Raw genomic sequence first — 25,901 nt, 5'->3', positions numbered from 1 at the left:
CGTCGTCACCGAGCGGATGCGCAGCGGTGCCATCGAGGCCCTGCGCGTCCCGGCCAACCCGCTGGACGTACTGGCCCAGCAGATCGTGGCCATGACGTCGATGGACTCCTGGGACGTGGACGAACTGCTCGCGGTGATCCGCAGGGCGGCTCCCTTCGCCTCGCTCCCGGAGTCCGCCTACACCGCGGTCCTCGACATGCTGGCCGGCCGCTATCCTTCGGACGCCTTCGCCGAGCTGCGGCCCCGTCTCGTATGGGACCGGGTGGCCGGCACGGTCTCCGGGCGGCCGGGCGCCCAGCGGCTCGCCGTCACCTCGGGGGGCACGATTCCCGACCGCGGCCTCTTCGGGGTCTTCCTCGCCGGAGCCGACCCGAAGAAGGGCGGCGGCCGCGTCGGCGAGCTCGACGAGGAGATGGTCTACGAGTCGCGCGTCGGTGACGTCTTCACCCTCGGCACCACCTCGTGGCGCATCGAGGACATCACACGTGACCGCGTCCTGGTCTCCCCCGCGCCCGGTGTGCCGGGGCGGCTGCCCTTCTGGAAGGGCGACCAGCTCGGCCGCCCGCTCGAACTGGGGCGTGCCCTGGGCGCATTCCTCCGCGAGATCGGCGGTCTGGCGGAGGACGACGCCCGGCTGCGGCTGGTGGCCGCGGGCCTCGACGCCTGGGCCGCGGACAATGTATTGGCATACCTCAAGGAGCAGCGCGAGGCGTGCGGGCACGTCCCGGACGACCGCACCATCGTCGTGGAGCGGTTCCGCGACGAGCTCGGCGACTGGCGGGTCGTCGTCCACTCCCCGTTCGGCGCGCAGGTGCACGCGCCGTGGGCCCTGGCCCTCGGCGCCCGCCTCTCCGAGCGCTACGGCATGGACGCCCAGGTGATGCACGCGGACGACGGCATCGTCCTGCGCCTGCCCGACGCCGACCTCATGGGCCTGGACCTGCTCGACATGGAGACGGACCCGGCCCGCAGAGGGCGGGAGTTCGATTCCGAGCAGTCCCCGGTGGGCGCGACCGACGTCGCATTCGAGAAGGGCGAGATCGACCGGATCGTCACCGACCAGGTGGGGTCCTCAGCGCTGTTCGCCTCCCGCTTCCGCGAGTGCGCGGCGCGGGCCCTGCTGCTGCCGCGCCGTAACCCCGGCAAGCGCACCCCGCTGTGGCAGCAGCGCCAGCGTGCCGCCCAACTGCTCCAGGTCGCCTCGGAGTTCGGCTCGTTCCCCATCGTCCTGGAGGCCGTGCGCGAATGCCTGCAGGACGTCTTCGACGTCCCCGGCCTGACCGAGCTGATGGGCGACATCGAGGCCCGCAAGGTCCGTCTGGTCGAGGTCACCACACCGGAACCGTCGCCGTTCGCCCGCTCGCTGCTCTTCGGCTACGTCGCCCAGTTCCTGTACGAGGGGGACTCCCCCCTCGCGGAGCGGCGGGCCGCCGCGCTCTCGCTGGACTCCCGGCTGCTCGCCGAACTGCTCGGCCAGGCCGAGCTGAGGGAACTGCTCGACGCCGAGGTGCTGACCGAGCTGGAGCGCGAACTGCAGTGGCTCACCGAGGACCGCCGGATCAAGGACGTGGAGAGCCTCGCGGATGCCCTGCGTCTCCTGGGTCCGCTCACCGACGGCGAGTTGACCGGGCGCGGTGCCGCGCCCGAGTGGGTACGGGAGCTCGGCGCCGCCCGCCGCGCCATCCGGGTGCGGATCGCGGGCATCGACCACTGGGCGGCCGTCGAGGACGCCGGCCGCCTGCGGGACGCCCTCGGCACGGCACTGCCCGTGGGGGTGCCGGAGGCCTTCACCGAGCCGGTCAAGGATCCGCTCGGCGACCTCCTCGCCCGCCATGCCCGCACCCACACCCCGTTCACCTCGGCCGACGCGGCCGCCCGCTTCGGCATCGGCGTCGCCGTCACCGACGGTGCCCTGCACCGGCTGGCCGCCGCGGGCAGGGTTGTACAGGGCGAGTTCCACCCCGCAGGCATCGGCCAGGAGTGGTGCGACGCCGCGGTCCTCCGCCGGCTGCGGCGCCGCTCCCTGGCCGCCCTGCGGCAGGAGATGGAGCCCGTATCGCCGCCCGCACTCGCCACCTTCCTCCCGCAGTGGCAGCACATCGGCACCCACGGTCTGCGCGGCATCGACGGCCTGGTGCGAGCGATCGAGCAGCTCCAAGGCGCCCCCGTACCGGCCTCCTCCCTCGAGAAGCTGGTCCTCCCCTCCCGAGTGACCGGCTACGCACCGGCGATGCTCGATGAGCTGACGGCCTCCGGCGAAGTCGTCTGGGCAGGCGCCGGAGCCCTGCCCGGCAAGGACGGCTGGGTGTCGCTGTTCCTCGCCGACACCGCCCCTCTGCTGCTGCCGCCACCCCATCCGCTGGAGGTCGGCCCGCTCCATCAAGCGGTGCTCGACGGGCTCTCCGGTGGCTACGGCCTGTTCTTCCGCCAGATCGCCGACCACGTGCGTGCGGAGCAGCCCGAGGTCACCGATCCTCAACTGGCCGATGTCGTATGGGACCTGGCCTGGTCCGGACGGCTCACCAACGACACCCTGGCCCCACTGCGCTCCGTTCTCGGCTCCGGCCGCACCGTCGGCGCCACCGCTCACCGGGCGAAGCGGTCGGTGCCCCGCGGGCGCTACGGCGGCCTGACGGCTTCCCTCTCCCCCCGTACGGTCCGGGGCACCGCCTCCCGGAACGGGCCGCCGACCGTGGCGGGCCGCTGGTCTCTGCTGACCGAGCGCGAGACCGATCCCACCCGGCGCGCCCATGCCCTGGCCCATACCCTGCTGGACCGGCACGGTGTGGTGACCCGTGGTGCGGTGCAGGCGGAGGGAGTCGAGGGCGGCTTCTCCGCGGCCTACCGCGTGCTGTCCGCCTTCGAGGAGACCGGGCAGGCCCGGCGCGGCTACGTCGTTGAGGGGCTCGGCGCCGCCCAGTTCGCGATGGACGGCGCGGTCGACCGGCTGCGCGCGGTGGCCACGGCCCGCGACCGCGCTGCGGCGGACAGCCCCGCCAACGACTTCGGATTCCCGCGCCGCGACCGGCACGGCAGCGGCGAGCCGGGGGCGGTCGTCCTGGCCGCCGCCGACCCGGCCAACGCCTACGGTGCGGCCCTGCCCTGGCCCGATCCGCCGGCCGGCGCCGGCCACAAACCGGGCCGCAAGGCGGGCGCCCTGGTGGTGCTCGTGGGCGGCGAGTTGGTGCTGTACGTGGAGCGCGGCGGCAAGACCCTGCTCGCCTGGCCGGGCGGCGAGGTGGCGGAGAGTCCCGAGGCGGAGGCCCGGCTGCGGGCGGCGGCCGAGGCCCTGGCGGGGGCGGCCCGCCAAGGCGCGCTCGGGACGGTCACCGTCGAGCGCGCGAACGGCTCCGCGGCCCTGTCCTCGCCGATCGGGCGCGCCCTGGAGGCAGCGGGCTTCCACGCCACACCGCGGGGCCTCCGCCTGCGTCCGGACTGACCGGTTCTCGCTGCGGCGTCCCCGGTGCGGGGACGCCCCGCGACACCGACGGCGTGGCCGGGTGGCGGCCGTATCGACCAGTCCTGCTGCCGCGCCTGATGCGTCCTCCGCTCAGGGAGGTTCTCGCCTCCGCCCAGGGAGGTTCTCGCCTCCGCCCAGGGACGCTCGCGCCTCCGCCTCAGGGACACTCGCGCTTCCCCCTCCAACCCCGGGCGCCCCCGCGCGAGACCCGCGCACCCCGCTCCGGCGGCATCATGGCTGCATGCCCGAAGGAGACACGGTCTGGCTTACGGCCCGCAGGCTACACGAAGCGCTCGCCGGCCGGCGCCTCGTGCGCTCCGATCTACGCGTGCCCAAGCTCGCCACGGTCGACCTCTCCGGCCGGGAGGTGACCGACGTGGTTCCGCGCGGCAAGCACCTGCTCACGCGCATCGAGGGCGGGCTCACGCTCCACTCCCATCTGCGGATGGACGGCGCCTGGCACCTGTACGGCCCCGAAGAGCGCTGGCGGGGCGGGCCCGAGCATCAGATCCGCGCCGTCCTCACCACCGACGACCGCGCGGCCGTCGGCTATCGCCTCCCCGTCCTCGGGCTGCTCCGCACGGCAGACGAGGACAGCGTCGTCGGGCACCTCGGCCCCGATCTGCTCGGCCCCGGTTGGGACGCCGACGAAGCCCTGCGCAGACTGCTCGCCTCCCCCGCCCGCCCCCTCGGCGAGGCTCTCCTGGACCAGCGCAACCTCGCCGGCATCGGCAATGTCTACAAATCCGAGTTGTGCTTCATGGCCGGTTGCACCCCCTGGCTACCCGTCTCCGAGGTCACCGCCCTCGATCGGCTCGTCAACCTCGCCCAGCGTCTCCTGGAGGCCAACAAGACGCGGATCGCCCGCTCCACCACCGCCGTCGACCGCCGCGATCAGCGTCTGTGGGTCTACGGCCGATTGGGCCGCCCCTGCCGCCGCTGCGGGACAGCCGTACGCTCCGCCGGCCAGGGCGACCAGGGTCAGGAGCGCAGTACGTACTGGTGCCCGGTCTGCCAGTCGGGACCGGCCCCCTCGCGGTCCCCCGCCCCCGGCTCAACCCCCTTCGGCGGCCGCCCGCCCAACAATTGACGGGCCGTCAGAAGCGCCCGTACCGTCGGGCCATGACCCTCACGGCGTACGACCTCTCCGGGCGCACGGCCTTTGTCACCGGCGCCGCGAGCGGCATAGGCCGCGCGACCGCCGCCCTCCTCGCCGCCTCCGGCGCGCACGTCCACTGCGCCGACCTCGACGAGAAAGGACTGCGGGAGACCGCGGAGCTGATCGCCGCCGAGGGCGGCACGGCCCGCACCCACCCGCTCGATGTGACGGACGCCACCCGGCTCACGGCCGCCGTCACGGAGGTCGACGGCGGCCGGCTGCACATCATGGCCGCGATCGCCGGAGTCATGCACAGCAGCCCGGTCCTGGAGACCGAGGACGCCGACCTCGACCACGTCCTGGCGGTCAACTTCAAGGGTGTGCTGCACGCGTGCCGGGCAGCGGCCCGTTCCATGATCGCAACCGGCACCTCGGGCTCCATCGTGACCATGGCGTCCGGGGCCGTCGACACCGGTGCGCCCGGGCTCCTCTGCTACAGCGTCGCGAAGGCCGCCGTCGTCCAACTGACCAGGACCCTCGCCTCGGAGGTCGGCCGCCACGGCATCCGCGTCAACGCGGTGGCACCCGGTTGGATCCGCACGCCCATGACCGAGCGGCACAACGCCGAGGCCCAGCACCGGGCCGAGCGGACCATGATCCGCGCATCCCCCCTGGGACGAGTCGGAACCCCCGAGGACGTCGCCCACGCCGTGCTCCATCTGGCCTCGGACGCCTCGTCGTTCACGACCGGTCAGATACTCCGCCCGAACGGCGGCGTCGCCATGCCGTGGTAGTCCTCACCGTCATGGTCCTCATGACCCCCCTTGCTCGCCCCCTCCGGACCATCGGCAACGCCCGGACGGCCCGCAGCGAGACCCGCACCCGCCCGGCCCGCGCCTCGGAAGCCGGGACGCAGTGCACCGGAAGCAGGCTCAGCCCCCATCCCCCCGCGGCAATGGTCACCTCCAGCGGCCCCGCCTCACCGGGCACCACGGCCAGTCGGACCACGGCCCAGCACCACGCCCCCGCGAGCACAGGCCCCACCACCCACCGCGCGGCGGCGTACCCAGCCGGTGCACCGCTGCTCAGGCCGCTGGCTATTCGGTCGGGACGAACGGCCGCGGTACGAGCCGGGCGCCCCAGCACCCGTATTCGTACCGGCCGCTCCCGGTCTCCTGCCTCGCGTCGTGCCATGGCTCCTTCCTCCGGCCCGACGCTCGTCGGCCGGTTCCCCCGTACGGGGGACGGCGCGGGGAGACCGTAGAGCGCGCCCCTCGGCCGGTCGCGGTCTCACCGCATCCGGCCCGGGGCGCGCCCCGGTTCGGCCGCAGCCTGCCTTCAGGCGTTCTCCGCCTGGAACATCCACCGGTGTTTCTCGAGATCCGCCGTGAGCCCGATGATGATGTCCTGGGTCACCGGATCCGGGCGCTCGGTCGCGTCGATCCGCTCCCGCATCCGGACGACCAGGGCGCCGAGGGCGTTGACGAGAGTGCGTACCGCGTCGTCGTCCTTGATCCATCCGTCGTGGGCGGGGTCGACGCCACTGCTCTTGGCGACCGTGTCGGCCCGCCCGTCGGGGGAGATCCCGAGGGCGGCGGCCCGCTCTGCCACGGTGTCGGCGTACTGGCGGGCGGTGGCGACCACGTCGTCCAGCTGCAGGTGCACGGAGCGGAACCGCGGACCCACGACGTTCCAGTGGACCTGCTTGGCCACCAGGCCGAGATCCACGAGGTCGACCAGTGCGCCCTGGAGGGCGTCTCCGACGATCTTGAGGTCTTCGTCACGCAGCGGGCTCTTGACGACAGACATCAGGTTCCTCCTGGTTCCTTCAGATTTGTCGCAATGCTCTACTCAACGATCGCATACCCGCCTCACCCAGGTCATGCGGGAGCGGAAGCGGTCGCCGCGGGCGGCGAAGGGAAGCCCGGGCCCGGGGAGACGGGCGCCGGGAAAAGCACCGAGCCCCGGGACGGCGGGTGCCATCCGGGGCTCGGCGAAGCCGACTCCGCAGATGCTGCGGACGGGGAACGACGGGAAGTTGCCGAGGTGTCAGGCCGCTACGACGTCCACGGCCTCGGCGGGAGCCTTGATCGTGACGCGCTCTTCCGGTACGCCCGTCACCGATGTCACGGAGACCGGGTTGAACATCGGTCGCATCGGTGCCGGCACCGTCTCGCTCGCGCCCGCGGACTCCGCCAGCTCGGCCAGCGACAGCTCGTCGCTCACCTCGCGCATGACTTGGGACATCCGCACATCCAGGGCGTCGCAGATCGCGGAGAGCAGTTCGGAGGACGCCTCCTTCTGCCCCCTCTCGACCTCCGAGAGATAGCCGAGAGAGACCCGTGCCGACGATGACACCTCGCGCAGGGTTCGGCCCTGGCGCTGGCGCTGCCGACGCAGCACGTCACCCAGCAGGCGACGGAGCAGAATCATCGGTGGCTCCCTCCTCGGGCCTCGGATCCGGATCCTTCTCGCCCCACCGTACCGCCTCGGGCCGTGGCCGTGCGGGGAGCGATGACGTGTTCACTCAGGGCTGCAAACATCAAATCCCCCCGCTCTGTTCCGTATCCTGTGCCCGCACATTTTCGATCAGTTCCCCCAGAAGCAGTTCCAGAGCCGCAGAAACGCTGCTGGAGCGGATACCCGCTCTGTCCCCGTCGAGTCCCAGTTCCCGGGACCGTGCGGGGCCGGAAGGCCCCGCCACGGCGATGTACACCCGTCCCACCGGCTTCCCGTCCTGGCTGTCCGGGCCGGCCACGCCGGTGGTCCCCACACCCCAGTCGGCGCCCAGGAGCCGCCGCACGCCCGCAGCCATCTGCCCGGCGACCACGGGGTCGACGGCCCCGCGCTCGGCCAGCAGCGCGCCGTCCACCGCCAGCAGATCCCGTTTCACCCCGGTCGCATACGCGGTCACCGAGCCGAGGAAGGCCCGGGAGGCGCCGGCGGGTGCGGTCAGCGCGGCGGCGACCAGGCCGCCGGTCAGCGACTCGGCCACCGCCACTGTCTCGCCGCGGTCCACGAGCCGGGCCAGTACGTCGGCGGCCAGGCTTCTGCCGCCGTTCGCACCGTTCATCGTCCGGAGCCCCCGGCGTCTCGCGCGCGCTCGGCCGCCAGTCCCGCGCGACGGAGCACCACGGCCTGCCGTACGTAGTCCAGCCCGGTGACGACGGTAAGCACCACGGCCACCGCCATGATCCAGAAGCGCAGGGTGGCGAGTGGCCCGGTCAGCGCCAGGACGTACATCCCGACCGCGGTGCCCTGGGCGAGGGTCTTCAGCTTGCCGCCCCGGCTGGCCGGGATGACGGCGTGCTTGAGCACCCAGAAGCGCATCAGTGTGATCCCGAGCTCACGGAAGAGGATCACGCCGGTGACCCACCAGGGCAGGTCGCCCAGAGCGGAGAGGCAGATCAGCGCCGTTCCCATGATCGCCTTGTCCGCTATCGGGTCGGCGATCTTCCCGAAGTCGGTGACGAGGTTGTAGCGGCGGGCGAGGTGGCCGTCGAAGAGGTCGGTGATCATGGCGATGGCGAAGGCCGCCCAGGCGAAGGACCGCCACGCCGGGTCGTAGCCGCCGTTGTGCAGCATCAACAACACGAACCCGGGCACAAGGAGCAGCCGGATCATGGTGAGGATGTTGGCGATGTTCCACAGTCCGGCCTGCGGAACCGAAGGCGCGCTCACCGAGCCGCCGCGGACCGGCGCGCGGCCGTGGCCGCCCGCTGCGGACGCGGGGACTCCGCTCATGTGCCCGCCTCCTCGCCCGGACACTCGCCGCCGGCCAGCGGCTCGGCCACGAGATCCACACCCTCCGTCGCCACCACCTTGGCCTCGACCATACGGCCGGGGGCCAAGCCCCGGGAGTCCGTGAGGAACACCTGCCCGTCGGTCTCCGGCGCCTGGTGGGCACCCCGGCCCACGGCGCCCTCCGCGATCTCCGGGTCCTCACCCACGGTCTCGACGAGCACCTCGACCGTCTCGCCGAGGCGCTCCTCCGCACGCTGTGCGGTCAGCTCCTCCGCGAGCCTCGAGATGTGCGCCAGCCGCTCGGCCACGACGTCCTCCGGAAGCTTGTTCCTGTATCCGGCGGCTTCGGTGCCGTCCTCGTCGGAGTACCCGAAGATCCCGATGGCATCCAGCCGCGCATGGGTCAGGAAGCGCTCGAGCTCCGCCAGGTCCTGCTCGGTCTCGCCGGGGAAGCCGACGATGAAGTTGGACCGTGCTCCCGCCTGCGGCGCCTTGGCACGGATCCCGTCCAGCAGCTCCAGGAAGCGGTCGGTGTCGCCGAAGCGCCGCATCGCGCGCAGCACGCCGGGCGCCGAGTGCTGGAAGGACAGGTCGAAGTACGGGGCGACCTTGGGCGTGGACGTCAGGACGTCGACGAGTCCGGGCCGCATCTCCGCCGGCTGCAGGTAGGAGACCCGGATCCGCTCGATGCCGCTGACGGCCGCCAACTCGGGCAGCAGCGTCTCCAGCAGCCGGATGTCCCCGAGATCCTTGCCGTACGAGGTGTTGTTCTCGGAGACGAGCATGACCTCCTTGACCCCCTGCTCCGCCAGCCACCGCGTCTCGGTGAGCACATCGGAGGGGCGGCGGGAGACGAATGACCCGCGGAAGGCCGGGATCGCGCAGAACGAGCAGCGGCGGTCGCACCCGGAGGCCAGCTTCACGGAGGCGACGGGACCGGTGTCCAGGCGGCGACGCAGCGGCGCCCGTGGCCCCGAGGCGGGCGCCACGCCCTCGGGCAGGTCCTCGGGAGCCTCCGGGAGGTCTCCATGGCCGGGCAGCGCGACGGCGGCACCCTGCCGCTCCACCGGGCTGACGGGGAGCAGCTTGCGGCGGTCGCGCGGGGTGTGGGACGCGTGCACGCCTCCGGAGAGGATGGTCTGCAGCCGGTCGGAGATGTTCGCGTAGTCGTCGAAGCCGAGCACCCCGTCGGCTTCGGGCAGGGCCTCGGCCAGCTCCTTGCCGTACCGCTCCGCCATGCAGCCGACGGCGACCACCGCCCGCGTACGGCCCGCGCCTTCGGCGTTCTTGAGGTCGCCCGCCTCGAGGAGGGCATCGACCGAGTCCTTCTTCGCGGCGTCGACGAACCCGCATGTGTTGACGACGGCGACATCGGCGTCTGCCGCGTCCTGGACGAGTTCCCAACCGTCCGCCGAGAGACGGCCCGCGAGTTCCTCCGAGTCCACCTCGTTCCGGGCGCAGCCGAGGGTGACGAGGGCGACGGTACGGCGTTCGGGCTCGGGCATGGGCTCAGCCTACTTCGTCCCGGCGGCGCGCTCCGCTGCCAGGGTTCGGGCACCCGCTCGCGCGGGCTCCGGCTCAGCCCGCCGCCGGGTCCCCCTTGGTGTAGGTCAGCCTTTCGACATGACCGTTCTCGAACCGGTCCTCGATCTTCTTGCCGTTGACGAACAGCTCGATGACTCCGGCGTTGCCGAGGATGAGGTCGATCTGCTTCTTGTCGGTGAAGGTCTTGGAGTCGCCGTGCTTGAGCGTGCCCTCGTGCAGCACGCGCCCGTTGTGGTCCTTGGCAGAGATCCAGCTCGAGCCGTCCTGGGCCATGAGCTTGACAGTGACCTTGTCGGCCGGGGCGGCCGCGATGGCGCTGTCCGAGGGGTCCGGCTTCTGGTCCGCGGGCTTGTTCTTGCTGGGCGACGTCTTGGGCTTCTTGGATGGGGTGTCGCTCGCGACGGAGCGGTTGCCGCCCTCGTCGTCGCCGCTGAACAGGGTGAAGCCCACGAACGCGACGACGGCGACGATGGCGGCGACCATCGCCGCGGTCCAGTTGGGGCGCCGCGGCTCGGGCTTGATCCGCTCCGCCTCGAACAGGGGCGCCGCCGGGGTCGGCGAAGGCCGGCCGCCGTGTTCGGCGTCGTACTGCTCGACGAGCGCGTTCGGATCGATGCCGACTGCGCGGGCGAGCATTCGGATGTGCCCGCGGGCATAGACGTCGCCACCGCATCGAGTGAAGTCGTCCTGCTCGATGGCGTGGACGATGGGGATGCGCACCCGGGTGCTGGAACTGATCTCGTCGACGGTCAGTCCGGCGTCGACACGGGCCTGCTGCAGAGCACGACCGACGGAGGGCCGGTCGTCTTCTTCGACGGAAGGACGGTCGTCTGCGGGGGAGTTGCCGATGGACACGGGGGCGCCTTTCGAGCGTGTAGCCACCTGCCGGATGTTCAGTCTAGGGGTGGTACGAAAGGGTGGGGCAACCGGGGAGACGGAGTTTGTACGCCATCAGAACGGCCACACCGCTCTAGGATCCCCTACCCGCTCATCCATCCCAACAACTTGACGTATCGGCAGCGGAAACGGTTGCCTGCCGACCCTCTTACGGGTGAGTCTCCCCCCGGATCACGGCCAGCACTCCGTCCAATTCATCCGGCTTCACCAACACATCACGCGCTTTGGAGCCCTCGCTGGGTCCCACGACACCCCGCGATTCCATGAGATCCATCAGCCGTCCGGCCTTTGCGAAGCCCACCCTGAGCTTCCGCTGCAGCATCGAGGTCGACCCGAACTGTGTGGAGACGACGAGTTCGGCCGCCTGGCAGAGCAGGTCGAGGTCGTCGCCGATTTCCTCGTCGATCTCCTTCTTCTTCGCCGTCCCCACCGTGACGTCGTCCCGGAAGACCGGCGTCATCTGAGCCTTGCAGTGGTCGACGACGGCCCCGATCTCGGCCTCGGTGACGAAGGCGCCCTGCATCCGGACGGGTTTGTTGGCACCCATGGGCAGGAAGAGCCCGTCGCCCTTGCCGATGAGCTTCTCCGCCCCGGGCTGGTCGAGGATGACCCGGCTGTCGGCGAGCGAGGACGTCGCGAATGCCAGCCGCGAGGGCACGTTCGCCTTGATGAGGCCGGTGACGACGTCGACGCTCGGTCGCTGGGTGGCCAGGACCAGATGGATGCCGGCGGCCCGCGCCAGCTGGGTGATGCGGACGATCGCGTCCTCGACGTCGCGCGGCGCGACCATCATGAGGTCGGCGAGCTCGTCGACGATCACCAGCAGGTACGGGTACGGGGACAGCTCACGCTCGCTGCCCTCGGGCGGCTTGACCTTGCCGTTGCGGACGGCGGCGTTGAAGTCGTCGATATGCCGGAACCCGTACGCCGCCAGGTCGTCGTAGCGCAGGTCCATTTCGCGGACGACCCACTGCAGGGCCTCGGCGGCGCGCTTGGGGTTGGTGATGATCGGCGTGATGAGGTGCGGAATGCCCTCGTAGGCGGTCAGCTCGACGCGCTTGGGGTCGACGAGCACCATCCGCACGTCCTCCGGCGTCGCCCGGACGAGGATCGAGGTGATCAGGCAGTTGATGCACGACGACTTACCGGAACCGGTCGCCCCTGCCACCAGGACGTGCGGCATCTTGGCGATGTCGGCCATGACGTAGCCGCCCTCGACGTCCTTGCCGAGTGCGACCAGCATCGGATGCTCGTCGCCGGCGGACTCCGCCAGACGGAGGACATCGCCGAGGTTGACCATCTCGCGGTCGGTGTTCGGGATCTCGATGCCGACCGCGGACTTGCCCGGGATGGGGCTGATGATCCGGACGTCGGGGCTGGCGACGGCGTAGGCGATGTTCTTGGTCAGGGCGGTGATGCGCTCGACCTTCACCGCCGGGCCCAGCTCGACCTCGTAGCGCGTGACGGTCGGACCACGGGTGAAGCCGGTGACCGCCGCGTCGACCTTGAACTCCTCGAACACCCGGGAGAGCGAGGCCACGACCGCGTCGTTGGCCGCGCTGCGCGCCTTGCCCGGGCCGCCGCGCTCGAGGAGGTCGAGCGAGGGCAGCGCATAGGTGATGTCCCCGGAGAGCTGAAGCTGCTCGGCACGGGGCGGCAGGGGCTCGGAGGACCGGGGGGAGGTCTTGGTCAGGTCCGGCACGCTGCCGGACGTCCGTGCAGTCCCGCCCTCGGGAGCGTCCGCCGGGGCCTCGGCATCCGGGCCGGCCTCGCGCGCGGCGGGGACGGCGGAATCCCTGCCGCGTTCCGCAGCGATGCCGTGGCTGAGCCCGGCCACCACCGGGGAGGGGTGTACGCCGTGCAGCACCGCCCCGTCGAGCGCTGCCGCCGCGGCTGCGGCCACGTCCACCGCGTCCATGTCCCGGCCGTCCGCGGACTGCGCGGCGGCGGGCTGCGCGGAGCCCTTGCGGCCCTTCCGGCGCTTGGTCAGGGCCTCTTCCTCGGCCCGCTCGGGGTGGAGGTCGCCGGTCGAGGAGGCGGTCCGCGCGGCGGACCGTCCCGGTCGCCGTACGGGCGTCTGCCGCCAGTCGTCGGCGTACGGGTCGTCCTCGTCGTCCGCGTGGGCCGCCGTGTCCTCGTCGTCCCGGCCGTCGTGGACCAGGCCGAGCCTCACGCCGAGTTGCCGCAGGCGCTGCGGGATCGTGTTGACGGGTGTCGCGGTCACGACCAGCAGGCCGAAGAGTGCCAGCAGCACCATCAGTGCCACGGCCAGCGCCTCGCCGACGATGAAGATCAACGGCCGGGAGAGGGCCCAGCCGATCAGCCCGCCCGCGTCCCGTACCGCATCCGTGCCCTCGCCGCGCCCCGGCGCCCCGCACGCCACGTGGACCAGACCGAGCCCTCCGACGACCAGGGCCGAGAGCCCGATGACGATCCGCCCGTTGGCCTCGGGCTTCTCCGGGTGGCGGATGAGCCGTACGGCGATGGCGCCGAGCAGCAGCGGCACCACGAGGTCAAGCCGGCCGAACGCGCCGGTCACCAGCATTTCGACGAGGTCGCCGACGGGACCGCGCAGATTGGACCAGGTGCCCGCCGCGACGACGAGCGCGAGTCCGAGCAGGAGCAGCGCCAGCCCGTCCTTGCGATGCACCGGGTCGAGGCCCTTGGCACCGCGGCCTATCCCGCGGAACAGCGCGCCCACCGTGTGGGCGAGACCGAGCCAGAGAGCGCGCACGAGCCGGTAGACGCCTCCCGTGGGAGACGGCGCGGGACGCGGAGCGGCCTTCTTGGCCGCCGTCTTCCGGGCGGGAGCCTTCTTCGCGGCGGCCTTCTTGGCGGGCGCCTTCTTGGCAGCCGTCTTCTTCGCGGCACCTCCGCTACGGCCAGCGCGCGGGCTCGAGTTGCCCCGGGTGCTCTGGGAACCCTTGCCGGACGTACGTGAGGCCATGGCGCCGAGGTTACCGTGCGGGACCCCCGGGGCACCTGTGCCCCGGCATTAGCCCGTTCGTGTCGTTTCCGTATTGATGCGATGGTGACACAACGTCAATCCGGAATTGACGCTTCCGATGTGCCGAACGGGATGTGCCGGGCGGCGAGCCGCCCGACGGTCAACTCTGCGACGGCAGCCGCGAAGCGCCGCTTCCGGCTCCCGGTTCGAGCGCGTCCAGCGCTCGCCGCAACCCCGTGAGTTTGCGCTCCAGATGGGCGGCGGTGGCGACGGCGGCCGCGTCGGCGGAGTCGTCCAGCTGCTTGGACAGGGCCTCGGCCTGCTCCTCGACGGCCGCGAGCCGCGCGGACAGCTCGGCCAGCAGCCCCGCGGGCTCCTTGGCCTCCTCCGGATCCGGCTTCCCGTTGCCCTCCAACTGCAGCCGGAGCAGGGCCGCCTGCTCCCGGAGTTGGCAGTTCTTCATGTAGAGCTCGACGAAGACCGAGACCTTCGCGCGCAGCACCCAGGGGTCGAACGGCTTTGAGATGTAGTCCACCGCACCCGCCGCGTAGCCGCGGAAGGTGTGGTGCGGACCGTGGTTGATGGCCGTCAGGAAGATGATCGGGATGTCCCGCGTCCGCTCGCGCCGTTTGATGTGCGCCGCGGTCTCGAACCCGTCCATGCCCGGCATCTGGACATCCAGCAGGATCACCGCGAAGTCATCGGTCAGCAGCGCTTTGAGCGCTTCCTCCCCTGACGATGCCCGCACCAGGGTCTGATCGAGCGCGGAGAGAATGGCCTCCAGCGCCAGCAGATTCTCCGGCCGGTCATCGACCAGGAGGATCTTGGCCTTCTGCACCATGGCCCGCCCTCCTCGCCCCGGCATGGGGCCGCCCCTGTCCACAGGACTCGGGGAAGCACCGGCCGCCCCAGGGGACGACTCCCTTGCGTCGCCCGTCCTCGTGCCGGTCATGGTAGCCGCACCCCGCCCGTCGACACACCCTGTCACCGCGATGTCACTGTGCACGTACCGGAAACGCGGCGCGAGACGAGAAAGTTCCCCGATTCCCGCGTTTCCACACACGATCGCGCACACCGATCCCGCGATTTTCTGTGCATTCCGTCACTGTCACCGTCACTGCCGCTGCCGTTGCCCCTACCGCGGTCACTCGGCATCGGGCCGCATCCACTGCTCCATGACCACGAGCAGATGATCCGTGTCCACCGGCTTGGTGACGTAGTCGGACGCACCGGACTCGATGCTCTTCTCCCGGTCTCCCTTCATGGCCTTCGCGGTCAGCGCGATGATGGGCAGTCCCGCGAACTGCGGCATCCGGCGAATCGCGGCCGTCGTCGCGTAGCCGTCCATCTCCGGCATCATGATGTCCATCAGAACCACCGCCACATCGTCGTGCTGCTCCAGCACTTCGATGCCCTCGCGACCGTTCTCCGCGTACAGCACCGACAGGCCGTGCTGCTCCAGCACGCTCGTCAGCGCGAACACATTGCGGATGTCGTCATCGACGATGAGCACCTTCTCGCCGTGGAAGCCGCCCTCGAAGCCGCGCTCCACGAGGTCGCGCCCCTTGTCCAGCCACACCTCCTGAGGCGCCTGCTGGCCCGGGACGCCGTTCTGCGACAGCTCCTCGGCGGCCGCTGCCGTCCTACGCCGCAGCCGTGCCAGCCCGCCGACACCGCGGCGCGCGGACCGGCCGTACGCGGAGTCGCCGGAATCCTCCTCGGCGCTCTCCAGCTCCCGCGGTCCCTCCTCGCCGGCCTGAACGCCCAGCAGCGGGTCGCCCGCGGGCGCGGCGATGGCCCCGGCGCCCACCGGCCCGGCGGGCGCGAGCTGCGGGTAGCCCTGGGGCGGCAGTTCGGTGGGGTTGAGCGGGAGGTAGAGCGTGAAGGTGGACCCGCGGCCCGGCTCGCTGGCCGCGTGGATCTCGCCGCCCAGCAGCCGCGCGATCTCCCGGCTGATGGACAGCCCCAGGCCCGTGCCGCCGTACTTCCGGCTCGTCGTGCCGTCCGCCTGCTTGAACGCCTCGAAGATGACGCGCATCTTGCTGGCCGCGATGCCGATGCCGGTATCGGTCACCGAGAACGCGATCATGTCGGCATCCGGGGCGCGCAACGAGCCGTGCTCCAGCAACTGCTCGCGGATGGTGGCCGGAACTTCCGCACCGGCCGGGCGGATCACCAGCTCCACGGCCCCGCTGTCCGTGAACTTCACCGCGTTCGACAGCAGATTGCGCAGCACCTGCAGCAGCCGCTGCTCGTCGGTGTGGAGCGTGGCGGGCAGCTCCGGCGAGACCCGTACGGAGAAGTCCAGACCCTTCTCGGCCGTCAGCGGGCGGAACGTCGCCTCGACGTAGTCCACGAGCTGTACGAGCGCGATACGGGTCGGGCTGACGTCCATCTTGCCCGCTTCGACCTTGGACAGGTCGAGGATGTCGTTGATGAGCTGCAGCAGGTCCGAGCCCGCGCCGTGGATCGTCTCGGCGAACTCCACCTGCTTCGGGGAGAGGTTGCCGTCGGCGTTGTCGGCGAGCAGTTTGGCCAGGATCAGCAGCGAGTTCAGCGGCGTGCGCAGCTCGTGCGACATGTTGGCCAGGAACTCGGACTTGTAGCGCATCGAGACCGCGAGCTGCTCGGCGCGCTCCTCCAGGACCTGCCGCGCCTCCTCGATCTCGGTGTTCTTCACCTCGATGTCGCGGTTCTGCTGGGCCAGCAGCTCGGCCTTCTCCTCCAGCTCGGCGTTGGAGGACTGGAGCGCCTTCTGCCGGTTCTCCAACTCGGCCGAGCGGATGCGCAGTTGCTCGGTCAGCTCCTGCGACTGCTTCAGCAGCACCTCGGTCTTGGTGTTGACGCTGATGGTGTTGACGCTGGTGGCGATCATCTCGGCGATCTGGCTCAGGAAGTCCTTCTGAATCTGCGCGAAGGGCTGGAACGAAGCCAGTTCGATCACGCCGAGGACCTGTCCCTCGAAGAGCACCGGCAGCACGATCACATGCGCCGGCGGCGCCTCGCCGAGGCCCGAGGCGATCTTCAGGTATCCCGGCGGCACGTTCTCGATGAGGATCGTCCGCTTCTCCTCGGCGGCCGTGCCGATCAGTGTCTCGCCCGGCCGGAAGGACGTCGGCATCGTCCCCATCGAGTAGCCGTAGGACCCGATCAGCCGCAGCTCGTACGAACCGTCCTCGGCCGGGCCGCCGATCTCCGTGGCGTCACTGATCGGCATGGCGAGGTAGAACGCGCCGTGCTGCGCGGAGACGACCGGCGTCAGCTCGCTCATGATGAGCCCGGCCACGTCCTTGAGGTCGCGGCGGCCCTGCATGAGACCGGAGATCCGGGCGAGGTTCCCCTTGAGCCAGTCCTGCTCCTTGTTGGCGAGTGTGGTCTCGCGCAGGGTGGCGATCATCGTGTTGATGTTGTCCTGGAGTTCCAGGATCTCGCCCGCCGCGTCGACATCGATCTTCAGGTTGAGGTCGCCACGGGTCACCGCGGCGGCGACCGCGGCGATCGCGCGCACCTGACGGGTCAGGTTGCCCGCCATCTCGTTCACCGACTCGGTCAGATCGCGCCACGTGCCCTCGATGCCGCGGACGCGGGCCTGGCCGCCCAGCTTGCCCTCCGTGCCCACCTCACGGGCCACCTGGGTGACCTGCTCGGCGAACGAGGAGAGCTGGTCCACCAGGGTGTTGATGGTGGTCTTCAGCGCCAGGATCTCGCCGCGCGCGTCGATGTCGATCTTCTTGGTGAGATCACCCTTCGCGATGGCTGTGGTCACCATGGCGATGTTCCGCACCTGTCCGGTCAGGTTGGACGCCATCGAGTTCACGGACTCGGTGAGGTCCTTCCACGTACCCGAACCGCCGGGCACGCTCGCCTGGCCGCCGAGGATGCCCTCGGTGCCCACCTCGCGCGCGACGCGGGTCACCTCGTCCGCGAACGACGACAGCGTCGTCACCATGGAGTTGACGGTGTCGGCGAGCTGGGCGACCTCGCCGCGCGCCTCGACGGTCACCTTCTTCGTCAGATCGCCGTTGGCGACCGCGCCGGCGACCTGCGAGATGTTCCGCACCTGGATGGTGAGGTTGTTGGCCATCAGGTTGACGTTGTCGCTCAGGTCCTTCCAGATGCCGGTGACGCCGGGCACCCGGGCCTGACCGCCCAACTGGCCCTCCGTACCCACCTCGCGGGCCACGCGGGTGACCTGCTCCGCGAAGGACGAGAGCTGGTCCACCATCGTGTTCACGGTGGTGACGAGTTCGAGGATCTCGCCCTTGGCGTCGACGGTGATCTTCTTGGACAGATCACCGCGCGCGACAGCCGTCGTCACCTCGGCGATGTTGCGCACCTGCGATGTCAGGTTGTTCGCCATGAAGTTGACGGACTGGGTCAGGTCCTTCCAGGTGCCCGATACGCCCTGCACCTCGGCCTGGCCGCCGAGAATGCCCTCCGTACCCACCTCGCGGGCCACCCGCGTCACCTGCTCCGCGAACGAGGAGAGCTGGTCCACCATCGTGTTGAGGGTGTTCTTCAACTCCAGGATCTCGCCGCGCGCGTCCACGTCGATCTTCTGCGACAGGTCACCACGGGCCACCGCGGTGGCCACCTGGGCGATGTTGCGCACCTGGGCCGTCAGGTTGCCGGCCATGCCGTTCACGGAATCGGTCAGATCGCGCCACACGCCCGCGACGCCCGGAACCTGCGCCTGACCGCCCAGCCGCCCGTCCGTACCCACCTCGCGGGCCACGCGGGTCACCTGCTCGGCGAAAGCGGAGAGCTGGTCGACCATCGTGTTGATGGTGTTCTTCAGCTCCAGGATCTCGCCGCGCGCGTCGACCTCGATCTTCTGGGAGAGGTCGCCGCGTGCCACCGCCGTGGTGACCTGGGCGATCTGCCGCACCTGCGAAGTCAGGTTCCCCGCCATGAAGTTGACGGAGTCGGTGAGGTCCTTCCAGGTACCCGATACGCCGTCGACCCGGGCCTGACCGCCCAACCGGCCCTCCGTACCCACGTCGCGCGCCATACGCGTCACCTGGTCCGCGAAGGACGAGAGTTGGTCCACCATCGTGTTCACGGTGGCCTTCAGCTGGAGCATCTCACCGGAGACGTCGACTGTGACCTTCTGCGAGAGGTCGCCGTTCGCCACGGCCGTCGTCACCTGCGCGATGTTGCGCACCTGCCCGGTGAGGTTGCGGAAGGCGGTGTTCACCGAGTCCGTGAGGTCCTTCCACGTACCCGCGGCACCCGGAACCTGCGCCTGGCCGCCGAGTTCACCCTCCACGCCGACCTCGCGCGCCACACGCGTCACCTCGGCACCGAAGGAGGAGAGCTGGTCCACCATCGTGTTGACGGTGTTCTTCAGCTCCAGCATCTCCCCGGCCACGTCGACGGTGACCTTCTGCGAGAGGTCGCCGCTGGCCACGGCCGTCGTCACCTGCGCGATGTCCCGCACCTGCGCCGTGAGATTGCGGAAGGCGGTGTTCACCGAGTCCGTGAGGTCCTTCCACGTACCCGCGGCACCCGGAACCTGCGCCTGCCCGCCGAGCTGGCCCTCGGCCCCCACCTCGTTCGCAACGCGAGTCACCTCGTCGGCGAAGGTCCGCAGCGTCTCGGTCATCGTGTTGATGGTCTCGGCGAGTTGCGCGACCTCGCCGCGTGCGCTCACCGTCACCTTCTGCGACAGATCGCCGTTCGCGACAGCGGTCGTCACCTGGGCGATCCCGCGCACCTGCGCGGTCAGATTGCCCGCCATGAGGTTCACCGAGTCGGTGAGGTCCTTCCAGACGCCCGCGACGCCGGGCACCTGTGCCTGGCCGCCCAGTTCGCCCTCCGTGCCCACCTCGCGGGCGACTCGCGTCACCTCCGAGGAGAACGAGGAGAGCTGGTCCACCATCGTGTTGACGGTGTTCTTCAGCTCCAGCATCTCCCCGGCCACATGCACGGTGACCTTCCGCGACAGATCACCCTTGGCGACCGCCGTGGTCACCAGCGCGATGTCCCGCACCTGCGCGGTGAGCCGGTACGCCATGGTGTTGACCGAGTCCGTCAGGTCCTTCCAGGACCCGGACATACCGCGCACCTTGGCCTGCCCGCCCAGCTTGCCCTCGGTGCCCACCTCGCTGGCCACGCGCGTGACCTCGTCGGTGAACGCCGAAAGCTGGTCGACCAGCCCGTTGACCGTACGACCGACCTTCAGGAACTCACCGCGCAGCGGATGCGCCGTCCCGTCGGGGCCCTGCGCCCGAAGATCCATCCGCTGCGAGAGATCGCCCTCGGAGACCGCGGACAGCACCCGCCCCACCTCGGACACGGGCCGTACAAGGTCATCGACCAGAGCATTGGAGGCGTCGATGGCGGCCGCCCACGAGCCCTCGCAGGCACCCGTCTCCAGTCGCTCCGTCAGCTTCCCCTCGCGGCCCACCACGCGCCGTACGCGCGCGAGCTCGCCCGTCAGATGCAGATTGCGATCGGCGACTTCATTGAACACCGCGGCGATTTCGGACATGACGCCCTCACCCGACACCGTCAGCCGCTTACGGAAACTCCCGTCCCGCATCGCGACCAACGCGGTGAGCAATCGATTCAGCGACGCCGTATCCACTTCGGTCGTCCCGTTGCTACGGGACCGTCCGCCCTTCGCGCGCGTGCTCGCGCCCCGCGCCGCTGCGCCAGACTCCACCGTGTCCCTCCTGCAGGGTCGACCATCCTGGCAAGGTCTCTATGAAGCCTTCCCAGTGTTTCACCATGGCCCAACCAGGCCATAACAGTTCGGCAGCATCGCACACCGTCCGCCGCACTAGCCTCTACCGCACTCCTGAGGCGTAAACACGCGCGACCGGCATCCGCACGGACGGCGAAGGTAAGTAACCTGGCATCCGTCTGTCCATCCGCCCGCCTCCCGGGAGGGCGGTGGCGTATGGGACGACAAGGCATCGGAGGGGCGGCCGGGACGTCCGGCGATAGGGAGCGGGGATGAAGGAGCGGGGCGAGAGCCTGGTCCAGCAGGGCGTCGCGGACGGTGTCATCGGCCACGAGCCCGGCGGACCGGACGACCCGTATGCTCCGCGGCCCGTCGTCGACGGACGCCCCGCACCCGGTCAGGACGAGCCAACACCGATGAGGAGACCAGTGATCACCGCGCGGGCTGCGGCCACGTTCGAGCCGGTCGGGCGATCCGTCGCCTCCGCCCGCGCGTTCGTCCGCGACACCCTCCAGGGCTGGGGCTTCTCCGACATCGTCGACGACGCCGTCGTCCTCACCAGCGAACTGGTCACCAACGCCGTGGTCCACGCCGGCACCGCCGCCGAAGTGCTGTGCCTGCGCAACGAGCGGGGCGTACGCATCGAGGTCGCCGACCGCTACCCCGAGCGCGAACTCCCCTTGCAGAACACCGGCCGTCACCACGCCCACCCGGACCGTGAGGGCGGCCGCGGACTGCTGTTGTGCGGGGCGCTGGCCAGCCGGTGGGGCGTCGAGTACAGCGCCACGAACAAGCAGGTCTGGTTCCAGCTCGACCTCGCCGAGCGCCCCGCTGGAACGCGCTCCGCCGGCCCCGCCCTGCCCACCGTCGCGCTCCCCGTCGCCGACTCCCGCGTGCGCGTCGCGGTCGTCCAGATCGAGAGCGGCGGGACCGTCAGTTCGTGGAATGATGACGCACAGGAACTCTTCGGTTACGCCCCGGAACAGGTGACCGGAAAGCCGCTCACCGACCTCGCGGCCTGGCCCCACACCCCCGGCACCGGCACCGGTATCGCCGAGGCGCTCCAGCTCTCCCGCTGGGAGGGCTCGTACGGCATCCGCGACACCGAGGGCCGCGTCGTCCCCGTCTACGCCTCGCACCTGCGCGTCCGCGACGCCGAGGGCGAACCCTCCACAGTGCTCCTGCTCGTCCGCGACCACGAGCGCGCCGTCCTGCAGACCACGCTGCGCGCCCCCGCGGGCGACACCTCCGCGACATCCGACGGGCGGGGACCCGCCGCCGACCCTTTCGAGGTCTTCATCGGCTCCCCCGCCCCCGACGACCTCGACGGTCTCCTCCAGCGCACCGTCGAGCGCGCCCGCGACATGCTCGACGGCGACGCCGCGTACCTGCTGCTCGCCACGGACGACGAGACCGAACTCGAAGTCCGTGCCTCCACCGGGTTGCCCTCCGCCCGCCAGCGCTTCGCCCGCGTCCCGGTCGAGGCGGGGACGGGCCGTTACGGCTCGGCCCGTATGCCCGCGGTGCACGAGGACCTCACGGCAGTCCCCGGCGCCGTACCGCTCCTCGGCGGCACCGGCATGCGCTCCGTCGTCACCGTCCCGCTGAAGGTCGAGGGCCGTCTGACCGGTTCGCTCGGCGTCGCGGCGGAGGCGTCCGGCCGCTACACCAACGAGGAGGCCCTGCGCCTGCAGTTCGCGGCCGACCGCATCGCGCTGGCGGTCGAACGGGCCCGCCTCACCGAGCTCGAACGGCTGCGCCGCGGATCGCTCTCCTTCCTCGTCGAAGCCTCCGATCTCCTGGCCGGCACACTCGACCGCGACCAGACACTCGCCCTCATGGCGCAGATGACGGTGCCGACGCTGGCCACCTGGTGCGCGGTCTACACCGTCGCCGACCAGTCCTCCGAACCCGAACTCTCCTACGTCCTCCACGAGGACGAGGACCGCATCGACGGCCTGAAGACCCTGCTGGGCAAGGTCGCGCCGCCCGACCCCGTACCGACCCCCGGCGCCCGCGTGTGGACCGCCCCGAGTGACGCCGCACACGCCGCCGCGCTGCGCTCCTCTCTCCGCGCCGTCGACATGGGCGACCCCTCGCAGGTCACCTCCGGCCCCGGGCCGTCGCTGGCCACCGCCTCCGCGGTCGGCGGGGAGACGGTCGTCCTGCCGCTGGTGGCCCGTAACCGCGTCATCGGCATGCTCACGCTCGGCAAGCCCACCGAGGAGCACTTCCGCCAGGAGATCCTCGAACTGGCCGAAGACCTCTCGCGCCGGGCGGCTCTCGCCCTGGACAACGCGCGGCTGTACTCCGAGCGCACCGCCATCAGCCAGTCCCTGCAGCGCAGTCTGCTGCCACCCGAGCTCCCCCAAGTCCCGGGCGTCGAGGTCGAGGTCATCTACCGCGCCGCCGGAGAGGGCAACGAAGTCGGCGGCGACTTCTACGACGTCTTCCCGATCCGCGACGAGGCGTACGGCTTCGCGATCGGCGATGTCTGCGGCACGGGGCCGGAGGCCGCCGCCGTCACCGGACTCGCCCGGCACGCGCTGCGCCTCCTCGCCCGCGAGGGCTTCGGCGGCCCGGCGGTGCTCGAACGCCTCAACACCGCGATCCTCGACGAAGGCGCGCGCAGCCGCTTCCTCACGCTGCTCTACGGCGAGTTGTGGCCCCAGCAGGACGGCAGCGCCGTCCTCAAGGTCGTCTGCGCCGGGCACCCGCTGCCGCTGCGGCTGCGACAGGACGGCAGCGTGGAGCCAGCGGCCGAACCGCAGCCGCTCCTGGGTGTGATGGAGGATCTGGAGCTGTACGAGCAGACCGTCAGGCTGGATCCGGGCGACGTCCTGCTGTGCGTCACGGACGGCGTGACAGAGCGGCGTGAGGGCGCACGCATGCTAGGCGACGACGGTCTGATCGACGTGCTCACGACGTGCACCGGCCTCACGGCAGGCGCGGTGGCGGCCCGGATCCTGCGGGCGGTTGAGCGCTTCGCCGCGGACTCCCCGTCCGACGACATGGCCATCCTCGCCATGCGTGTCCCCGAGCCGCACGCGTCCGCCCAGGAGGCCTGACTCAACACGGCCCGCTCACGGCCGCGTCGAGGAACGACGAAGGCCCCGGCCAGGAGGCGGATTCCAGGGGGCGTTGCAACACAAGTGATCAACTGGTTGTGGCAAGGAGCTTAGCGAGGCGCTCGGCTGGGGTTTCCCAGCCGAGCGTTTTGCGTGGGCGGCTGTTGAGTTCTGCGGCGACGGTGTCCAGGTGCTCAGGGGTGTGGACGGACAGATCGGTGCCCTTGGGGAAGTACTGTCGCAGCAAGCCGTTCGTGTTCTCGTTCGAGCCGCGCCGCCAGGGGCTGCCGGGATCGCAGAAGTAGACGGGGATGTCGGTGGCGATGGTGAACGCCTTGTGCGCGGCCATCTCCGAGCCCTGGTCCCAGGTCAGGGAGCGTCGCAAGTGCGGCGGGAGCGATTGGACCGTCGTGACCAGGGCGTCCCGCGTGTTGGCAGCGTTGTGCTCGCCCGGGAGGTGGGCGAGCATCACGTAGCGCGTGCTGCGTTCGACGAGGGTGGCGATCGCCGACTTGTGGTCCTTGCCGATGATGAGGTCGGCTTCCCAGTGCCCGGGGACGGCACGGTCGGCGGCTTCGGCGGGCCGCTCGCTGATCATCACCATGTCCCGGATGTTGCGGGGCCGGCGTGTGTAGGACTGGCGATGCGGCCGGCGCATGGCCCGCCCGGTCCGCAGGACCTTGGCCAGCTCACGGCGGAGTTCACCGCGGCCCTGGACGTAGAGGGCCTGGTAGATCGTCTCGTGGACCACATGCATCTCCGGCCTGTCGGGAAAGGCGGTCCGAAGAGCGGGGCCGATCTTTTCCGGACTCCAGCGCATGGAGAGGTGGCGCTGGATGAAGTCCCGCAGCTCGGAGTTCTGCCCGATCTTGCCGGCCTTGGGACGCGGACGCCGCTGTTCGGCACGGCGGTGGGCGGCGTGCGGCCGGTAGGCCCAGCGGGACGCGTCCCCGCGCAGCGGCATGCCGTTGCGGCGTATCTCCCGGCTGATCGTCGACGGGCTGCGGCTCAACTCGGCCGCGATCTGCCGGACGGACGCCTTCTCCCGCAGCCGGTCGGCGATGTGGATGCGGTCCTCCTCCCGCAGGTACCGCGACGGGCCGGAAGCCGGAGCCCCCGCGGTGATGGGAGGCATCGGCTTTCCAGAGGACGGCGAGTGGTGGCCATTGCGCCAGCGCTTGCCGGTTCGCAGGTTGATGCCGACGATCCGGCAAGCTTCTCTGCTGCTGTAGCCCTGACTCATGAGCTGGAGATATACCGCCCGCTCACGAGTCAACCGACGGCCGCCCCCACCACTCCTGTCCTTGCGGATCTCGAAGTCCATCGCGCAGGTTGAGCTGGGGTGTTGCGACGACCACTAGAACTCAAGCGACGGCGGGGGCCTTCTTGCGTGGAGCCCCAATACGGAATCGAACCGTAGACCTTCTCCTTACCATGGAGACGCTCTGCCGACTGAGCTATTGGGGCGGCAACGTGCACGAGCATACCCGAACTCGGGTACCCGCCCGAATCGGCAGCCGTCCCGGCCCTGGCAGAAACGCTACGCGGGCTGCAGCAACCCACCCAGCGCGTTGCACGAGGACGCCACACGCTGCAACTCCCGCCGCGACATACCCGCTTCGACGGGCAGCGACAGACATTCGTCCGCCGCCCGCTCGGTCTCGGGGAGCCACACATCACGTCGGAAGGGCGGCATGCGGTGCACGGGAGTCTGTACGGGCACCTGGCACCGAACTCCCTTGGCGCGCAAAGTCCGTGCGAACGCGTCCCGGTCCGGGCGCCCATTGCCGGGCACGCGGACGACGTACTGGAGGAAGGCGTGCTCGGCCCCGGGCTGTACGCGCGGGGTGATCACATCGTTGAGCCGCTGTGTGAGGAACGCCGCGTTGGCCTGGCGCACCGCCGTTTCCGCGGAGGAGCTCCGCTGGACGGCGTGGGGCACCAGCAGGAGGCCCCGGCTGTCCGCGAGTTCACTGAGGCGGGCCATGTCCGCCCGGTGCCCGAACTGGTGCACCGGAACGATGGCCGATGTGCGCGGCGTCAGCGCCGCCTCGACGGCGCCGGGATCGATGCAGAAGGTGTCGGGGGCTATGTCGACGTACACCGGCAGTCCGCCGGCCTGCCGCACGGCCTGTACGACTTCGGAGGTGCCGTACGAGGGCACGATCACTTCATCGCCCGGATGTACGCCCGCCTTCGTCAGAGCGTGCTGAAGCACATCTGCAGGAAGTTCCTGTCCCATGGCACCGATCGTGCCCGCGCAACATGAACTCCAAGTGGCGGGCAGCACAACGCGAGAGAGCCCTGCCGGGAACCGAAGTTCCCGGCAGGGCTCTCTGTCAATGTTTGTTCGGCGGTGTCCTACTCTCCCACAGGGTCCCCCCTGCAGTACCATCGGCGCTGTAAGGCTTAGCTTCCGGGTTCGGAATGTGACCGGGCGTTTCCCTCACGCA

General features: G+C 70.6%; 16 protein-coding genes, 1 tRNA gene and 1 rRNA gene. 4 read left to right on the top strand and 14 right to left on the bottom strand.

The window, feature by feature from the left end; all coding sequences use genetic code 11:
• The 3 genes from AB0M26_RS28520 to AB0M26_RS28510 all read left to right on the top strand — a co-directional run.
• Nucleotides 1-3,439, top strand: a 3,439-nt coding sequence (locus tag AB0M26_RS28520; RefSeq protein ID WP_365265379.1) for a DEAD/DEAH box helicase, incomplete at its 5' end; no start/stop codon positions are given.
• A 262-nt stretch (nucleotides 3,440-3,701) separates the two neighbouring features.
• Nucleotides 3,702-4,550: a DNA-formamidopyrimidine glycosylase family protein gene (locus AB0M26_RS28515; protein WP_365265377.1), complete on the top strand. Its 849-nt coding sequence runs from the start codon at nucleotides 3,702-3,704 to the stop codon at nucleotides 4,548-4,550.
• A 32-nt stretch (nucleotides 4,551-4,582) separates the two neighbouring features.
• Entirely contained in the window at nucleotides 4,583-5,353 is a 771-nt protein-coding gene (locus AB0M26_RS28510) for an SDR family NAD(P)-dependent oxidoreductase (protein ID WP_365265375.1), read from the top strand.
• Here the strand turns inward: AB0M26_RS28510 and AB0M26_RS28505 are convergent.
• From AB0M26_RS28505 to AB0M26_RS28460, 10 genes are all read right to left on the bottom strand, one after another.
• Nucleotides 5,301-5,606, bottom strand: a complete 306-nt coding sequence (locus AB0M26_RS28505; RefSeq protein ID WP_365265385.1) for a hypothetical protein — start codon at nucleotides 5,604-5,606, stop codon at nucleotides 5,301-5,303. The genes AB0M26_RS28510 and AB0M26_RS28505 overlap by 53 nt on opposite strands.
• A 291-nt stretch (nucleotides 5,607-5,897) precedes the next feature.
• Nucleotides 5,898-6,368, bottom strand: coding sequence for a DNA starvation/stationary phase protection protein (locus AB0M26_RS28500; protein ID WP_365265373.1), 471 nt, complete (start codon nucleotides 6,366-6,368; stop codon nucleotides 5,898-5,900).
• 240 nt (nucleotides 6,369-6,608) lie between these two features.
• The gene (locus AB0M26_RS28495) at nucleotides 6,609-6,992 is read right to left on the bottom strand and encodes a helix-turn-helix transcriptional regulator (protein WP_365265371.1); all 384 of its coding nucleotides are present in this window, start codon (nucleotides 6,990-6,992) and stop codon (nucleotides 6,609-6,611) included.
• Between the two features lie 109 nt (nucleotides 6,993-7,101).
• Nucleotides 7,102-7,632: a nicotinamide-nucleotide amidohydrolase family protein gene (locus tag AB0M26_RS28490; protein ID WP_365265369.1), complete on the bottom strand. Its 531-nt coding sequence runs from the start codon at nucleotides 7,630-7,632 to the stop codon at nucleotides 7,102-7,104.
• Nucleotides 7,629-8,303, bottom strand: coding sequence for a CDP-diacylglycerol--glycerol-3-phosphate 3-phosphatidyltransferase (gene pgsA, locus AB0M26_RS28485; RefSeq protein ID WP_365265367.1), 675 nt, complete (start codon nucleotides 8,301-8,303; stop codon nucleotides 7,629-7,631). The genes AB0M26_RS28490 and pgsA overlap by 4 nt, the downstream gene beginning before the upstream one ends.
• Nucleotides 8,300-9,808: a 30S ribosomal protein S12 methylthiotransferase RimO gene (gene rimO / locus AB0M26_RS28480; protein WP_365265365.1), complete on the bottom strand. Its 1,509-nt coding sequence runs from the start codon at nucleotides 9,806-9,808 to the stop codon at nucleotides 8,300-8,302. The genes pgsA and rimO overlap by 4 nt, the downstream gene beginning before the upstream one ends.
• A 73-nt stretch (nucleotides 9,809-9,881) precedes the next feature.
• On the bottom strand, nucleotides 9,882-10,703 hold the full coding sequence (locus tag AB0M26_RS28475) for a RodZ domain-containing protein (RefSeq protein ID WP_365265363.1): 822 nt from the start codon (nucleotides 10,701-10,703) through the stop codon (nucleotides 9,882-9,884).
• 190 nt (nucleotides 10,704-10,893) lie between these two features.
• Nucleotides 10,894-13,692: a DNA translocase FtsK gene (locus AB0M26_RS28470; RefSeq protein WP_365265361.1), complete on the bottom strand. Its 2,799-nt coding sequence runs from the start codon at nucleotides 13,690-13,692 to the stop codon at nucleotides 10,894-10,896.
• Nucleotides 13,693-13,852: 160 nt separating this feature from the next.
• Complete coding sequence (locus tag AB0M26_RS28465; RefSeq protein ID WP_365265359.1) at nucleotides 13,853-14,533, bottom strand: response regulator; 681 nt, start codon at nucleotides 14,531-14,533, stop codon at nucleotides 13,853-13,855.
• 303 nt (nucleotides 14,534-14,836) lie between these two features.
• Nucleotides 14,837-20,359, bottom strand: a complete 5,523-nt coding sequence (locus tag AB0M26_RS28460; protein WP_365265357.1) for a HAMP domain-containing protein — start codon at nucleotides 20,357-20,359, stop codon at nucleotides 14,837-14,839.
• Nucleotides 20,360-20,796: 437 nt separating this feature from the next.
• Between AB0M26_RS28460 and AB0M26_RS28455 the strand changes: the two genes are divergently transcribed.
• Nucleotides 20,797-23,448, top strand: a complete 2,652-nt coding sequence (locus AB0M26_RS28455; RefSeq protein WP_365265383.1) for a SpoIIE family protein phosphatase — start codon at nucleotides 20,797-20,799, stop codon at nucleotides 23,446-23,448.
• Nucleotides 23,449-23,536: 88 nt separating this feature from the next.
• Here the strand turns inward: AB0M26_RS28455 and AB0M26_RS28450 are convergent, their stop codons facing one another.
• From AB0M26_RS28450 to rrf, 4 genes are all read right to left on the bottom strand, one after another.
• Nucleotides 23,537-24,583, bottom strand: coding sequence for an IS30 family transposase (locus tag AB0M26_RS28450; RefSeq protein WP_365265381.1), 1,047 nt, complete (start codon nucleotides 24,581-24,583; stop codon nucleotides 23,537-23,539).
• Nucleotides 24,584-24,839: 256 nt separating this feature from the next.
• Nucleotides 24,840-24,915 (bottom strand) — tRNA-Thr (locus AB0M26_RS28445).
• 73 nt (nucleotides 24,916-24,988) lie between these two features.
• Nucleotides 24,989-25,690: a DegT/DnrJ/EryC1/StrS family aminotransferase gene (locus AB0M26_RS28440; protein WP_365265355.1), complete on the bottom strand. Its 702-nt coding sequence runs from the start codon at nucleotides 25,688-25,690 to the stop codon at nucleotides 24,989-24,991.
• 106 nt (nucleotides 25,691-25,796) lie between these two features.
• Nucleotides 25,797-25,901: ribosomal RNA gene (rrf, locus tag AB0M26_RS28435) — 5S ribosomal RNA — on the bottom strand; the annotation flags it as partial.

The sequence above is a fragment of the Streptomyces sp. NPDC051776 genome, assembly GCF_040681345.1.
GTDB lineage: Bacteria > Actinomycetota > Actinomycetes > Streptomycetales > Streptomycetaceae > Streptomyces.
The sequence above is the reverse complement of the archived record's forward strand: the minus strand, read 5'-3'. Positions and strand labels throughout refer to the sequence as shown.

Coding starts and splice junctions, on each gene's coding strand:
- AB0M26_RS28510 (WP_365265375.1), top strand. CDS start 4,583: ATGACCCTCACGGCGTACGACCTCTCCGGGCGCACGGCCTTTGTCACC.
- rimO (WP_365265365.1), bottom strand. CDS start 9,808: ATGCCCGAGCCCGAACGCCGTACCGTCGCCCTCGTCACCCTCGGCTGC.
- AB0M26_RS28490 (WP_365265369.1), bottom strand. CDS start 7,632: ATGAACGGTGCGAACGGCGGCAGAAGCCTGGCCGCCGACGTACTGGCC.
- AB0M26_RS28440 (WP_365265355.1), bottom strand. CDS start 25,690: ATGGGACAGGAACTTCCTGCAGATGTGCTTCAGCACGCTCTGACGAAG.
- AB0M26_RS28465 (WP_365265359.1), bottom strand. CDS start 14,533: ATGGTGCAGAAGGCCAAGATCCTCCTGGTCGATGACCGGCCGGAGAAT.
- pgsA (WP_365265367.1), bottom strand. CDS start 8,303: ATGAGCGGAGTCCCCGCGTCCGCAGCGGGCGGCCACGGCCGCGCGCCG.
- AB0M26_RS28495 (WP_365265371.1), bottom strand. CDS start 6,992: ATGATTCTGCTCCGTCGCCTGCTGGGTGACGTGCTGCGTCGGCAGCGC.
- AB0M26_RS28515 (WP_365265377.1), top strand. CDS start 3,702: ATGCCCGAAGGAGACACGGTCTGGCTTACGGCCCGCAGGCTACACGAA.
- AB0M26_RS28500 (WP_365265373.1), bottom strand. CDS start 6,368: ATGTCTGTCGTCAAGAGCCCGCTGCGTGACGAAGACCTCAAGATCGTC.
- AB0M26_RS28470 (WP_365265361.1), bottom strand. CDS start 13,692: ATGGCCTCACGTACGTCCGGCAAGGGTTCCCAGAGCACCCGGGGCAAC.
- AB0M26_RS28455 (WP_365265383.1), top strand. CDS start 20,797: ATGAGGAGACCAGTGATCACCGCGCGGGCTGCGGCCACGTTCGAGCCG.
- AB0M26_RS28450 (WP_365265381.1), bottom strand. CDS start 24,583: ATGCCTCCCATCACCGCGGGGGCTCCGGCTTCCGGCCCGTCGCGGTAC.